General features: G+C 50.0%; 10 protein-coding genes. 6 read left to right on the forward strand and 4 right to left on the reverse strand.

Annotation, left to right across the window (positions count from 1 at the left end; all coding sequences use genetic code 11):
• Window positions 1-121: 121 nt before the first annotated feature.
• From ACQUQM_RS11550 to ACQUQM_RS11565, 4 genes are all read right to left on the reverse strand, one after another.
• Entirely contained in the window at window positions 122-2,512 is a 2,391-nt protein-coding gene (locus ACQUQM_RS11550) for an efflux RND transporter permease subunit (protein ID WP_432474665.1), read from the reverse strand.
• Window positions 2,505-3,539 carry a WD40/YVTN/BNR-like repeat-containing protein gene (locus tag ACQUQM_RS11555; RefSeq protein ID WP_432474666.1) on the reverse strand — a complete coding sequence of 345 codons (1,035 nt, stop codon included), beginning with the start codon at window positions 3,537-3,539 and terminating at the stop codon, window positions 2,505-2,507. The genes ACQUQM_RS11550 and ACQUQM_RS11555 overlap by 8 nt, the downstream gene beginning before the upstream one ends.
• Window positions 3,540-3,670: 131 nt before the next feature.
• The gene (locus tag ACQUQM_RS11560; protein WP_432474667.1) at window positions 3,671-5,041 is read right to left on the reverse strand and encodes a DUF1329 domain-containing protein; all 1,371 of its coding nucleotides are present in this window, start codon (window positions 5,039-5,041) and stop codon (window positions 3,671-3,673) included.
• A 160-nt stretch (window positions 5,042-5,201) separates the two neighbouring features.
• Window positions 5,202-6,788, reverse strand: coding sequence for a DUF1302 domain-containing protein (locus ACQUQM_RS11565; protein WP_432474668.1), 1,587 nt, complete (start codon window positions 6,786-6,788; stop codon window positions 5,202-5,204).
• A gap of 543 nt (window positions 6,789-7,331) precedes the next feature.
• Here ACQUQM_RS11565 and ACQUQM_RS11570 point away from each other — a divergent pair.
• The 6 genes from ACQUQM_RS11570 to ACQUQM_RS11595 all read left to right on the forward strand — a co-directional run bounded on the left by ACQUQM_RS11570 (window position 7,332) and on the right by ACQUQM_RS11595 (window position 14,866).
• On the forward strand, window positions 7,332-8,720 hold the full coding sequence (locus ACQUQM_RS11570) for a diaminopimelate decarboxylase family protein (protein WP_432474670.1): 1,389 nt from the start codon (window positions 7,332-7,334) through the stop codon (window positions 8,718-8,720).
• 22 nt (window positions 8,721-8,742) lie between these two features.
• Complete coding sequence (locus tag ACQUQM_RS11575; protein ID WP_432474671.1) at window positions 8,743-11,445, forward strand: LuxR C-terminal-related transcriptional regulator; 2,703 nt, start codon at window positions 8,743-8,745, stop codon at window positions 11,443-11,445.
• Between the two features lie 235 nt (window positions 11,446-11,680).
• The gene (locus ACQUQM_RS11580; RefSeq protein WP_432474673.1) at window positions 11,681-12,835 is read left to right on the forward strand and encodes an iron-containing alcohol dehydrogenase; all 1,155 of its coding nucleotides are present in this window, start codon (window positions 11,681-11,683) and stop codon (window positions 12,833-12,835) included.
• A 56-nt stretch (window positions 12,836-12,891) separates the two neighbouring features.
• Window positions 12,892-13,326: an acyl-CoA thioesterase gene (locus ACQUQM_RS11585; RefSeq protein WP_432474674.1), complete on the forward strand. Its 435-nt coding sequence runs from the start codon at window positions 12,892-12,894 to the stop codon at window positions 13,324-13,326.
• Between the two features lie 68 nt (window positions 13,327-13,394).
• Window positions 13,395-14,147 (forward strand): ABC transporter ATP-binding protein, encoded by a 753-nt coding sequence (locus tag ACQUQM_RS11590; RefSeq protein WP_432474675.1) that lies wholly within the window; start codon window positions 13,395-13,397, stop codon window positions 14,145-14,147.
• On the forward strand, window positions 14,144-14,866 hold the full coding sequence (locus ACQUQM_RS11595; RefSeq protein ID WP_432474676.1) for an ABC transporter ATP-binding protein: 723 nt from the start codon (window positions 14,144-14,146) through the stop codon (window positions 14,864-14,866). The genes ACQUQM_RS11590 and ACQUQM_RS11595 overlap by 4 nt, the downstream gene beginning before the upstream one ends.
• The last annotated feature ends 32 nt before the right edge of the window (window positions 14,867-14,898 follow it).

The raw sequence follows: 14,898 nt of genomic DNA on the forward strand, positions 1-14,898 counted from the left end.
TATGGTATGGGATAGCAAAATTCTATGGGAGAAAGCAGCTGGCGGATTAATTATCTGATTCTGTTTCAGGTCTGCTAATCAGCAGACCTGAAACTTTCATTACATAGTTTGGGAGCGGGATTCAGGTTGTCGATATTGTCTGAGGAGTACTTGCCTCAGACCTAGATTCAAGCTCGGACTTCACCTGTTTACCCAGTAAGAAGTGAGTCAGCGCTGGCAACAGGGTTAAGGCACCCACCATGTTCAGCAGGAACATAAAGGTCAGCAGGATTCCCATATCCGCCTGAAACTTAATCGGCGACAGAATCCAGGTTGCAACACCGATAGCCAGAGTCACACCGGTGAAAGACACCGCCTTGCCGGTCGTTTTCAGTGCTTCCAGATAGGCCAGTCGCAACGGGTGCCCCATTTCCAGATAGGAGTGCAGTCGACTGTAAATATAGATACCGTAATCGACACCGATACCAACTCCCAACGCAATAACCGGCAGTGTTGCCACTTTGACTCCGATACCAAGTACCGCCATCAGTCCCTGACAAAGCAATGAAGTCAGTGCCAAAGGCAACAGGATACAGATCACGGCTTTAATGGAACGGAATGTCATCAGACACATCAGCGCCACAATTCCGTACACGTAGGCCAGGATTTCGTACTGCGCACTATCGATAACCTCATTGGTCGCCGCCTCATATGCAGCATTACCATCACCCAGACGGAAGCGGATATCAGCGTCGTCATTTGCAGCAGCAAAAGCCCGCACAACTGCGACCACATTACTCAGGGTCTCCTGCCGGTGATCGGTCAGTTCCAGATTCAGCTGCTGCTGGTTACAACTGGTACTGACACCCGTTGAGGTAAATCCAGAGTAAGCAATTGCCCGGCTGAGTACCTTTTCATCCCGTGGCAGGGACATCATTTTCAGGTTGCCCTCATTACCCAGGTAGCGGTTCAGTTTGGCCCGTGTCGCCGGGGACGAAACCGACTTCACCCCTGGTGTATTTTCCAGTTGCCAGCCCAGACTGTCGGTCAGGTCGATCGCTTTAAAGGTTTCGCACAACCCTTCAGGGGTGCCGACAAAGACCGTCATAAGGTCGGTACTGGTAGTGAAATTCCCAGTGATATAGTTGTTGTCCAGGTTATAGCGGGAATCAGCACGCAGCTCCGGCGCACCTTTATCCAGATCACCGATTTTAAGCCCCTGGCTGTACCATGCACCAACACCTGCCAGCAGCAAGGCTACAACGACAGCAATGCGGGCCAGACGCGGTTCAGCAAAATGAGAAAGGCTGTCCCAGAGTACAGTCTTATGCTCCAGTTTATGCTGTGCATGATCGACACAGCTCTGTGTAACACCCACGTAGGACATCAGCACCGGCAACAGCAGCAGATTGGTAAGGATAACCAAAGCGACACCGACACTGGCAACCAGCGCCAGGTCTTTAATGCCACCTATATCAATAACAAACAAAGTGGCAAAGCCGATACCATCACTGATCAGTGCGACCAAACCGGCTTTATGCAGATGATGGAAAGTGACCCGGGCAGCGTTCAGCCTCGGCTCACCTTTCGCCGTTTCATGGGCTATGCCATTGATCACCTGCACGCCATGGCTTACCGCGATAGCAAATACAAGAAATGGCACCAGTACCGAAAACACACCCAGACCGTAGCCCATCATGTTTAAGATACCCAACTGCCAGATCACCGCCACGACGGAACACAGCAGCGGTATTAAAGTGGACTTGATACAGCGCGAATAGTTAAACAGTAATACCGCTGTAATGACAAAAGCAGCCAGGAAGAACAATACGATCTTGCCGAAGCCATCGACCAGATCCGCAACCTTCTTTACATCACCTATCACATGCAGACTAAGGTCTTCGTTCTGATACTTCTGACGCACCTGCTCTAATCGTTCAGAAAACTCATTGAAATCAATTGGCTGCCGGGTTGACGGACTAATAGGCAAGACTTCAAAATCGATCATGCTGGCTTTGAAGTCATTGGCAACATAACTACCCACCAGACCGGCACGGTAGACATTAGTCCTGATCAGGTCCATCGACTCAGGCGAGTCATTAAAGGTAGCATTATCAATTACCGGTCCACTGCCGTATCCCTCAGGAGTGATAGCAAACCACAGCATACCCGGCGCCCACAGGGAATTAACACTGCCGGTATCTACGCCATCCAGCAGAGACAGCTCATCGCTGATCTTCTGCAGAGTGACCAGGTGTTCGTAGTCGAAAATAGTGCCCTCTTTACGGGCCACTGCGACACGAATAACACTACCGCCCCCAGCAGTTTCAGAACCCAGGAACTGCCTGGCATTAACAACAAACTCATGGCTACCCGGGATCAATCGTTCAAGACGGGTATCGGGCCGTACAAATGATGCCTGCCAACCCAGATAAACCGTTGCCAGCAGACTAAATAAAATAATGATAAAACGGTAACGGAAAATCGCATTCGTTAACGCTGAAAACTTAAGCGTGCCGTTGTTATTAATCATGTTGAGTTACCTCCTCAACTGTCAGGAGCTGTATTCCACCCAAACCAACCAGCACCAGTCTCTCATCACCAACCAGCGCCACACTGCTCAGGGGCAGGCCGTTATCACGCTGGAGCTTTCTTACGGTCGACAAATCCGGTGATATATTAATCATCACACCATCTGCACCAACAACCAGAATTGATCCATCCGGCAGCAGTGTGCCAGTAGATAATCCAGCCTCTGTATGGCTATCAAGCTCCTTCCAGCTTTCGCCGCTATCAGCACTGACAAAAAGTTTACCGCCAACACCGGTCAGTACTATACGGTCCTCCCCTTGTTCGTCCCGCGCGACTAACACGCCATGGAAAGAACCATCGTGATCAGTCTGCATCGGCAAAAACCTTTCGCCGCCATCGACAGAACGGAACAATAAGCCGGCCTCAGAAGCCACATAGATCACCCCGGGTACCGGCGAACTCATCGCTAGCAGATGCCATTCATCCAGGTTATCTGCATGCTCCTGCCAGTTTTCCCAGGTCTGGCCTCCATTTTCGGTGTGATAGAGCTTATTAAAGACACCGATAGCAAAGCCCTGGTTGGGATTTTTAAAATAAACATCCAGTAACGGGCCCCGCATATCAGCATCACGGGCATCGAACTGTTTCTGCCAGCTTTTACCACCATCATCCGTGTGCAGGATCACAGCATCTTCACCAACCGCCCAGCCCTGCTGATCATCAATAAAACTCACGGCGTTAAGCTGTGAACGAACCGGTACTGCCGCCTGAGTCCAGTTAGCACCCAGATCATCGGAATACAGGATATGGCCGCGCTCTCCGACAGCAACCAAGCGCTTACCCGCATGCACGACATCAAGTAACAGTGATTGCGCGGCAGAAGCCATTGGCACAGCAGCACTATCCAGAGGATCTTTATAGTCAGCATATGCGCTGTTATAACTGGCGAAGGTAGTAAAAGTAGCCGCAAATATCATTACTACAAAACCGTTAAACCATTGACTGCGGACTCTGTGTATTGTCTTCATAGAAAAACCTTCACGCATTGAATAGCCTGAATCAGCATGCATCCGTGCAAAAAAAGTGATAGCAAAAAGTAGAACAGAGGGCAGGCCCGGGAAGGGGGCCGGGCCTGCCCCTTAACAAACGTCAGCTGAACTTAACGACCGCGGCGACGTAGCGCACTGGCAGTATAGTAAGATGACTTAGGTGGCTGACCGGAAAAGTCAGTGCCTTTACGGCCTTTACCCAATGACGTAAACGCGAGGTAATAGCCGTTTTTCTTCAGATCCACATGGACATAACTACCACCACCGGTCAGCGGCATCTCTGAAGCAACCACAGGATAACCAAAGCCGACACGCCACAGGTTGCCGTTACCGTCATACTTGTCAGTCACCATTACATTCCAGGTATCTTCATCGATATAGAAGCGACGCTTGGCATAGATATGACGCTGACCCTGCTTAACCGTCGCTTCAACTACCCAGACACGGTGCAGCTCGTAACGCAGCAGATCGGCATTGATGAAGCCCGGCGTCAGTGCTGACTTCAGATCATGGCGCGGTGAGTTAACTTCGTTGTTGTTGTAAGGGATATACATCTCCTGCTTACCGATCAACTTAAAGTCGTAACGTTCCGGGGAACCACTGAACAGCTCATAGTCATCAAACACGTTCAGTGCGCGGTCCGGTGTATCAAAGCCCAGGTTAGGTGCCCGACGCACACGTCGCTCACCCGGATCATAGGTCCATGCTTTACGTGGGTTATCTGCAAAGTTGATATTATCCATCGCCAGGATACCTTCACCGGCATCCCGCGAAGGGCTGGACATGGTAGAGGAATACTTCCACAGCACCCCTTCATTACGATCCGCATCTGACACTTTCGGATCATGGAAGGTATGGTGAATATCGATCTTGAAATCGTAATCCAGACGAGAACCGTTGGTATAGACAAGGTTTTCACCGGCTGAGGCTTCACGGTAGACACCGTTATAACGCAGCAGATGATTCCAGATCACCTCATAGCCATTTTGCGGAATTGGAAACGGAATAGCCGCCCATACGCCTTCAACCGCATCGCCACCACGGGTCAGTTTAGCCGTGGTCGCATCCTTCGCGACATTATCGTAAAACGACTGAGGATAAGCCGCTGTCCGACGTGTCGGATAGACATTCATTTTGAATTCTTGCGGATAAGCCTTCAGCATCGCCTTTGCAGCTTCCGGAAGCTTGTCCTTATATTGATCCATATTAGCGGCAGTAATAGTGAACTGTGCCTTATCTTCAGCATATGGATTCGGGCGATGATTATCCTTATTCGGCCAGCCCGGCAGTACTTCAGACAGACCACCGGTCCACTCAGGAATAGAACCATCAGCATTACCGGCACGCTCGGCGCCGACCGGTGTCAGGTCAGCCTGCAAGCGTTTTACCTGGTCTGCGCTAATCTCTGCAAGTGCAGATCCTGCACTCATCGTAAGTGCGACAGACAGAGCGGCGCTTAAATATGTTTTTTTATACAACATCGAGAAAATCCTCTTATTATTTTAAGAATAGCTGACGCTGCCACATACCCCTGCTGTAACTGCCGGAAGGGTTTCAGCAGACAAAGGGGGAGTGTCAGCTGAGGGATAGCCCTCAGCTAAAACAGCAATTTATTCAGTAATTCTTTTGCTTAAGCTCGACTTAGAACTTGTAGTTGACGGACATGTTGAAAACATCCTGTGTATCGTAGTGGGAGTTATCCTGACTAACCCATGAATATCCGGCGCTCGCTTCCCACTCATTGCCAATTGCGGCGGTCAGAGTAGTAGAGCCCAGCAGGCGATCCTCGGCAAAGTTGCCCCAGAAGTGAGAGTTACCATCAATGTCATACTGCAGGAAAACCGCCAGTGAAAGATCAACACCCGGGCGTACAGCCTGCCAGGTTCCGGTCCATTCTGCGGCAACGCCGTAAGCAAGGTCATCCGGCGTAAGCAGCTCTTTAGTGATAGAGCTGTTTGCTTGTAAGTTAGAAAGGTCACCATCAATGTAGTCTGCACCAAACTGAACCAGGGCTACCTGAGAATCAATACCCAGTGCTAAAGGCCCGCCGAGCCAGATACCATGAACAGAAGCGCTCCAGGTGTCGTGTTCCTCGGTGTTAGTCACAGTCGCATTTGTAAATGCGGCAGGTGAAGTCATATCCTGGAACAGTGGACGGTTTGGACGATAAGCCAATTCACCATTCACTGACCAGCTACCCAGGGTTGTTGCAATACTGGCACCGAACATATCCAGATCATTCATCCAGGTCTGGGAAAGGCCGGTAGCAGAAGTAACAAAAGGGGTACCTGTAAACTTCACAACAGGGAAAGTATCGTTGTAGCGTGAGTAATAAAGACCAACCTCGGCATCATCCCCCAACATAGTACGACCGGAGATACCCCACTGACCAGAATCATCGGCTTCCAGATCAGGTTCACGAATAGGTAAGGTAATAATCGGATCTACTTCATTACCACCGCGAAAAAAGGCATCATCGCCATAGAAAGTACCACGTGGTGGAAACTCTGTACGTTCCCAATCGGTTTGCACATAAGCCTCAATTGAAGATGAGTCACCTACCCCCATCTGCGCATAAATACTGTTAACCCCGATATAAGCCTCTTTCAGCTCAGAACCTGGTGTCACTAACTTATTAATATTTAAAGGCACCTGGGTTGCGACGCCATCAAGGAAGAACAGACCTTCGCCCCAGTTGATTACCTGCTTACCGACCCGAACTTCCAGAGGGTTTTCTCCGACATCGAAGGAGCCATAGGCATAAGCATCCAGTACATCGAGGCTGCTGCCTGCGTAATCCTTAGCGCTTTCACTCCAGGGCGCCGAATTACCATCCAGGTCAACCGAATCATCATCCATAATCTCAGTGTCATACTGATAAGACGCAGACCCAACAAAACCATAATTGCGCCAGCCCAGGTCCAACTCGGCAGTACCTTTAAAAACATTGGAGATCAAATCACCTGCGTCAGGTACTCGGGCATCGGACAGGTAGTTAGGTGTTGTGTAAGCTCCTGCCAGGTTATTAGCTGTATCTAACGCACCAGCATCCGCATCAGTAGCCCTGATGGAAGCAGCATAACCCAGCGTCATATCCAGATTACCGGACAGCTCACTGTCCTCCCCAAAATCCAGCTCAATCGCATGAACATTGGCTGCTACCATCAATGGCAGAATAGCCAGAGCAAACCGGGATAAATTAGTCTGCCTTTCGTTATTTTTTCTCATCGTTTTTACCGTGCCTTAATTTATTTTTATTAGATAAGCTGAATACAGAAAAACTTCCGCCTATTGAATCAAACCAGACCAAAACATTTAAATGGTTTAATTATTCGCTGCTAACTTATCTATAAAGCGTAGCTGCAAAGCTGCCCGAAACAACAATCACAAACTGACATCTTCAACGACAACTTGTGTGCAACAGGACAAAACACATTTATTTGCCATGCATTCCGAACACTCTTTAAAACTAGACAAAAACATTGAATCCTAGAATACCCCCTATAGGTTAACGGCTACCTGTAATGGCCTCTGAACATAAGACTGACCTCTCAACAGGCAGAGACTGTGCAGGAAATTCTCATTAAATTTATGGCCTTACGACATCCAATACCCTTTGTGGGTATTCAACAGCCTGCCTCCTTAGGGTAAAACTTTTCTTATCCTGTATTCCTTTCGATGACCAGCAAAGTTAGTCCGGGAATCTTTTCAGGAAGCCAATTCATTTCAAACTGGTGCATCAACACAAAGCACTGCGCCGAGAGAGATCAGATGACAATTAAAAATAACAATAATATGAATAGCACCCTCAGCATTCGTAACAACCATCTCTATATCGAGGGCTGCGATACTGTCGAGCTGGCAGCCCGATTTGGTACACCATTGTTTGTCCTGTCTGAGACCCATCTGCGAAATAATCTGCGCGAGTACAAAAGAGCGTTTCAGGCTCACTGGCCCGAAGGCGAGGTTCGGGTAATGCCCGCCATTAAAGCGAATCCCACCATCGCAGTACGTAGAATCCTCACCGAAGAAGGTGCTGGTTGCGATGTCTTCGGACCCGGCGAACTGGAATGCGCACTACGCGGTGGTGTGCCCCCGGAGATGATCTCTGTTAACGGTTCGATCAAAGACCGCTCGATTATCAGAAAAGCGATCAGCATAGGTGCACGCATTGTGCTCGACAGCCCGCAGGAGCTGGAGATCTGTAACCAGGTCGGCGAGGAACTCAACAAAACTGCGCGGGTTATGTTGCGCCTCAAACCCTACCTTGGCGATCTTGAAGAGAAGTCAGACTTCCTGCCTCAGCAAGAGATCAGAGAACTCACCCAGACCATTAAATATGGTATTCCCACCTCGGAAGTATTACCAATGGGCCCCCGTGCAATGGCGCTGCCCTTTGTTGAACCTGTCGGTGTGCATATACATATGGGACGACACAGCAAAAAGCTGAGCGTATGGGGACAGCTTATCGACAGCTATGTCGGGCTGATTAAACAACTCAGTGAATTAATGAATGGCTGGATTCCGCAGGAGGTCGACTTCGGCGGTGGTTTTGCTTCACCACAGGACAAAGAAACCCGGGTTGCGGTTACGGATTATCCAACGCCAACACTGGATCAATACGCCGAACTTATCACCAGCCGCTTTCGCAGTGCCATGCAACGCCACGGCATGACCACTGAAGGCATCATGATCGAGGTAGAGCCCGGCCGGGGACTGCACAATGAGACGATGCTTCACCTGACCCAGGTACATAACATCAAACGGGAAAGCATCAACATTGAGCATCAGTGGGCGGAGGTCGACACCTCTGAAGTGTTCCTCGGCATTATGGGGGTCAACCCCACCCCGCCGTTCGATTACGTGGTAGCCAACAAAGCCGACCAGCCGGATGACTCCTGTTTCGATATTGTTGGCGTCACCTGTAATGCCGAATGGCTGTACCAACAAGTTCCAGTGCCCGAACTGGAAGCAGGCGATATTGTCGCCATGCTTAATACTGGCGCCTATATTGAACCTATGGCTACCAATTTTAATGCGTTGCCCCGTCCAGGCATGATCGTGGTCTGCGCTGATCAGGCCGATCTGATTAAGCGCCACGAAACGCTTGACGATGTCTTCGCCCGCCACCTGGTGCCAGAACGACTTAAGAACTCATGAAGATTAATCGGAACACGCTGCAATGATGCATCAAATACCGGTGATTCTAAGCAAACTGACTGCACCCGAAATTTCACCTGATCCGGTGGCGCGTCCCCGACTTATTGAGCTGCTCACACAGGCAGTCCAAGCAAGCCTGACGTTGGTAACAGCCCCCGCCGGCTATGGCAAAACCAGCCTGCTGGAACAGTTCTCCCACCAGGCAGAATACCCTATTGCCTGGTACCGGCTAGACTCAAAGGACAACAATCCTGAGCGATTCCTGGCTCATTTAGCAACCGCTTTTCGGCAGGCAGAAGTGATTAGTGATGCGTCCCTGAACTGCTGCCTTGATGCTATGACTTCAGATTTCGATCAGGCATGGGCTCTGCTGCTCAATCAGCTACAACAAAAAAAATCACCATTCGGTCTGGTTCTGGATAATGGTGGCAACATAAAGTCAGATAAATTGCGACAACTAACGCAACAACTGGTGCAGCTTGCCCCCTCGCAATGCCATATCTTCATCGCCGGACGCCGCAAACCCGGCCTGGCCCTCACCCGCTATCTAGCCGCGGGAAAACTACTGGAAATTGAAACCAGTGACCTGACCTTTACGGCTGGCGAAACCCAAATACTGTTAACACAACACGAGATCAAAGCCAGCGCCAGTGAAATATACCGGCTTAACTCTCGCACCGAAGGCTGGATAACCGGCATTCAGCTGTGGCTGACAGCCTGGCGAAAAATTTCAGCTAAAGATCAAGCCACCCTTGAAGCTCCTGGTGTGACATCGCTGGCCTACAGGTATATTGCAGATTACTTCAAGGAAGAAGTACTTCACCCCCTCAGCCGCCCGGTTCAGCACTTCCTGCAGAATACCTGCATAGTCAATTCGATTATCGAACCCCTGGCCATGGAACTTAGCGGTCAACCCAAAACCCACCAGTTAATCCAGCGCTTATTGAAAGATAACCTCTTCATTCAGGCAAAAGAACGACCTGAGGGATGTTATCGTTACCACCCCTTGTTTCAGCAAACGCTGTATCACCAGAGTAAAACCAGCCGCCCCGAACAAACCACCGAGCTGCACCGCAAAGCAGCCGAATGGCTGCTACGCCAGGGACACTATGCCGAAGGAATTCAGCAGTATGGACTCTGCCATGATCTGTCAAGCTTGCTGGCCGTCATTGAAAAGCATACTTTCGATCTGTTACGCGAAGGCGAAGTCAACGAAATCGTCAGCTTTCTGGCAAACGTACCAGACGCACTGAGTGCCGACCATCTGACACTGGCGGTAACAGAAGCATCAGTGGTCATTGTCAGTAATGATGTTATCCGCGCTAAAACCTGTATTAATCATCTGCAAAAGATAATCACCCAACTCCCACCCCGAACTGACAGCACACGGATCAGGCAAACCATTAACTTTATCCGCAGCCGACTAGCTTATCTGGGCGGTAATCTGGCCCATGGTATCAGGATCTGTAACCAGGCTTTTAAACCACAATCGAAAACCAATGCAGCCCTGTCAGTAATCAGGTTCAACCGGGCCAGCTGCTACTTTTCACTGGGGCAGCTGCATAACGCTGAACGAGATGCACAACAGGCGCATAGAGAATTACAAAAGTTTGGCCTGACCGGATTCACCAACAGCCTCAGTTTTTTACTCGGCCAGATCGAACTCGCCCAAGGCCATATCTCACAAGCTGAGCAACGCTATCGACAACTTCAGCCGCACAACAATAACGAGACGGCGCCGCATAATTTTTATGACATATTCAGCAACCTGGGGCTCGGCATCGTACATATCGAAAAGAATCAACTGACAACCGCCGGACACTATCTCAATCAGGCAGCAGATATTGCCCTGAAATTTCAACCCTCAGCCGCACTACCCTGGGTATTTTTTTATATCGGTATGCTGCATTGCGCTGAAGATGACCTTGATCACGCTGCAGACGTCTGGGATGAAGCATTACGCATCGCTTCCAGTCATAAGCTCTATAACATCTATCGTTTATGCAATGCCTACAGGACCCGCCTTGCAATACGGCGCAATGAACCTGAAATCTGCCGACAATGGTTAAACCAGTCAGATCGCTGGCTAAGCTTAGATGACGAATCAACTCTCCCCGAAGAAAGACTGACTTATGGCTGGCTGCAACGTCAGCAAGGAAACTGGGATGAAGCCTCACACTGCTGCGACAGGCTGATTGACGAACTGCAGCAGCAAAATAATACTCTGTTGTTGATTGATACCTTACTGTTGCAGGCCAGCCTGCACCATGACGAGGGACACACTGAGCTGGCTATTGAAGCCCTTAACAAAGGGCTCGAATTGTCGATCGGTAGTGGTTCTGCACGCCTGTTTCTGTTCGAAGGCCAGGCACTGAACGACCTGTTCCGACTCGGTTTATCCGGGAAGGCACTGCTGGAACAAGGTCTTACTACGACACTTATCCATCCCGATTTTGTGGAACAGCAGTTACTGTCTTTAAGCAAAAAACAAAGCGGCAGCAACCTGCCCCGCAGCATTCAACTCCCCTTTGAGCAGATCACAAAACGGGAGATGGAAGTGTTGCTGTTAATCACCCAGGGTCAAAGCAATCAGGAAATTGCCGACTCTCTGTTTGTAGGTATCAGCACAGTGAAAACCCACATCAATAATATTTTCAAGAAACTCGATGTTAGTAGCCGCAAACATGCCATTGAAAAAACACAGGCCTTACAACTGCTGAACTAGAAAAAACAGATCCAGCAGGCAGACAGGCCAGCAGGCACTAACTCCGATATTAATCAGGTACAAACAGCCAAACCTCCATCCTGCAACGGTTTACCGACACCCTCCCCCCCTCCTGATAAATTTACCCACCCTAAATTCCACCCCGGGGTGGATGCCTTACACCACCCCTCTTGCTTAGAGTAATTCCGGTCAGCTGCGCAAAAATTATTACCTCAGCAAACCAGGAATAGAGCCCATGACTAAGTTTGTTTTTCATACCTGCAAAAGCCTCATCCATGGTGCAGGCTCCATTCGCCAGGCTGCGGATTACCTACTCGAACAAAATGTAACAAGAGTCCTGATTGTTACTGACCCGGGTATTATCCGGCTGAACCTCATCGCCCCTTTGCTTGAGAGTCTGAAAACTGCAGATATCACCTATTCTGTATTCAATGATGTACAGGCCGATCCCAATGAAAGCATCGTTATGTCAGCAGTGATGCTTGCTAAAACCCAGTCGGTCGAGGCCGTTATCGGCTTTGGCGGCGGCAGTTCCATGGATGTAGCTAAACTAGCAGCCCTGCTGACACATTCCGACCAATCGCTGCAACAGATTTACGGCGTTGATAATGCGCAAGGCCAACGCCTTCCGTTGATTCAGATACCCACGACCGCGGGCACCGGTTCCGAGGTGACACCTATCGCAATTGTGACAACCATCAACAACGAGAAAAAAGGCGTCGTTTCTCCGATTCTGATAGCCGATCAGGTACTACTCGACCCGGAACTGACCTTAGGCCTGCCACCTGAAATAACCGCGGCCACCGGCATCGATGCCATGGTACATGCCATCGAAGCCTTCACCAGTAAGCTGAAGAAAAACCCCATCTCCGACTTTATGGCCAGGGAAGCCTTGCGTTTACTCGCGGCCAATATCCGGACCGCCGTTCAACACGGGAATGATGTTGAAGCCAGAGAAAAAATGCTGCTCGGTTCGATGCTGGCCGGGCAGGCCTTTGCCAATGCTCCTGTCGCTGCCGTACACGCCCTGGCCTACCCGCTGGGTGGACATTTTCACATCCCCCATGGATTAAGTAATTCACTGATATTACCCCATGTAATGCGCTTTAACGCAGCAGTAAGCAGCTCCGAATATGCCGAGTTGGCCCCCTTCATTACTCCATCCCTTGCCGGTGATAACGAGAGGGTAATTACCAGCCAGCTGATCGATTCGCTGCAAGCATTGATCCGGGACCTGGGCTTACCCACAAGGTTGCGGGATGTGGGAATTGCCGGGGATCAACTGCAATTCCTGGCTCAGGACGCAATGAAGCAACAACGATTGCTGATGAACAATCCACGAGAGATAGCCTTCGAGGATGCCCTGACTATCTATCAGGCCGCGTATTGAGTGCCTGATAAGGCGCCCCTCCCGACTAGAAGCAAAGAAAAGGAAAGGAAAGATACATGGACACAAAACACAACGAGCGACGGGAAAACTATCGCTATTTTCATGCAATAGCTACCCGCTGGATGGATAACGATGTCTACGGCCACGTAAACAATGTCACCTATTACTCCTACTTCGATACCGCAACCAACGCCTATCTGATTGAAGAAGGCGGACTGGATATCAGCAACAGTCCGGTAATCGGCGTGATTGTTAACTCAGGCTGCAACTACAAAAGTTCGATCGCTTTTCCCCAGCCACTGGAAGCAGGGCTGCGGGTAGATCGCCTGGGTAACAGCTCGGTTCAGTACGGGGTCGCCATCTTTGCCGAGGGACAGGACCAGGCAAGTGCTTTCGGCCACTTTGTACACGTCTTTGTTGATCGCACCACCAACAAGCCGGTACCGATACCCGAGAAGATCAGAACAGCCCTTGCCCGGCTCACTGATTAATTCAGCAAACTCCCTTTTCACCATATTCAGTGACTTCATTAACAACAATAACAACACGAGCACCAACCATGGAAAGAGACTATATTCTCGAAACACAAAACCTCAGTAAGGATTTCAAAGGATTCAGCGCCGTCAACGATGTCAATCTACGCGTTGAGAGAGGCACTATCCACGCGCTGATTGGTCCGAACGGGGCAGGTAAAACCACCTGTTTTAATCTTCTTACCAAGTTCCTCCCCCCTACGCGAGGCAGCATTCAATACAACGGCCAGGACATCACCACACTCAGCGCCACCCAGATCGCCAATCACGGCATGGTGCGGTCCTTCCAGATATCCGCTGTCTTCCCCCATTTAACTGTGTTGGAAAACGTACGAATTGCGTTACAGCAAAAGCTTGGCACCTCCTTTCATTTCTGGAAATCCGACCAGAGCCTGAACAGATTAAATAACCGCGCGATGGAGTTACTGGACTCAGTCGGCCTTGCGCCATGGGCAGATAACATCACCGTAGAGATGCCTTATGGCCGCAAACGGGCACTTGAACTGGCCACCACTCTGGCACTGGAACCGGAACTACTGCTGCTGGATGAACCAACCCAGGGTATGGGGCATGAGGACGTCAGCAAAGTTACAGCACTCATCAAGCAGGTTTCGATTGGACGTACCGTGCTGATGGTCGAGCACAATCTCAATGTTGTATCCGACCTGTCCGATCAGATCACCGTCCTTGCACAGGGTTCTGTTCTGGCAGAGGGCAGCTACCAGGAGATATCCAACGATCCTGAAGTGATGACAGCCTATATGGGGAAAGCCGCATGACCAGCGCTCATAAACCTGACCACGAATTACTGCGGATGTCAGATCTGCACGCTTTCTATGGTGAATCTCACATCCTTCACGGAATTGACCTGAAAGTGAATAAAGGCGAATTGATTACACTGCTTGGCCGCAACGGTTCCGGTCGTACCACTACCCTGCGCGCCATCATGAACATGGTAGGTAAACGCAGTGGCTCAATCATGATTAACGGCCATGAAACCATCGAACATGCAACGCATCAGATTTCCCACCTGGGTTTAGGTTATTGCCCGGAAGAGAGAGGGATTTTCGCCAGTCTGAACGTAGAAGAGAACCTCTTGTTACCACCCACCGTCAGAAGCGGCGGCATGACAGTAGAGGCTATCTACCAGATGTTTCCCAATCTGGAGCTGCGTAAGCATAGCCAGGGCAGCCAGCTATCCGGAGGAGAGCAACAGATGCTGGCCCTTGCCAGAATCCTGCGTACCGGTGCCAATTTGTTACTGCTTGATGAGATCACCGAAGGCCTGGCACCGGTAATTGTGCAAAAGCTGGGCGAAGTCGTCACTGAACTCAAGCAACAGGGTCTCACCATCATTCTGGTAGAACAGAATTTTCACTTTGCCGCTCCACTAGCAGATCGCCACTACATCATGGAACACGGAAAAATCGTAACTGAAATAGATCGGGATGAGATTGAAGACAAGCGTGAAATTCTGAACACCTACCTGGGTGTTTAGTGAAGTATCTGGCTTCACAGTCAACCAAGAAT

The organism is Amphritea sp. HPY, from assembly GCF_050870985.1.
Classification (GTDB): Bacteria; Pseudomonadota; Gammaproteobacteria; order Pseudomonadales; family Balneatricaceae; genus Amphritea.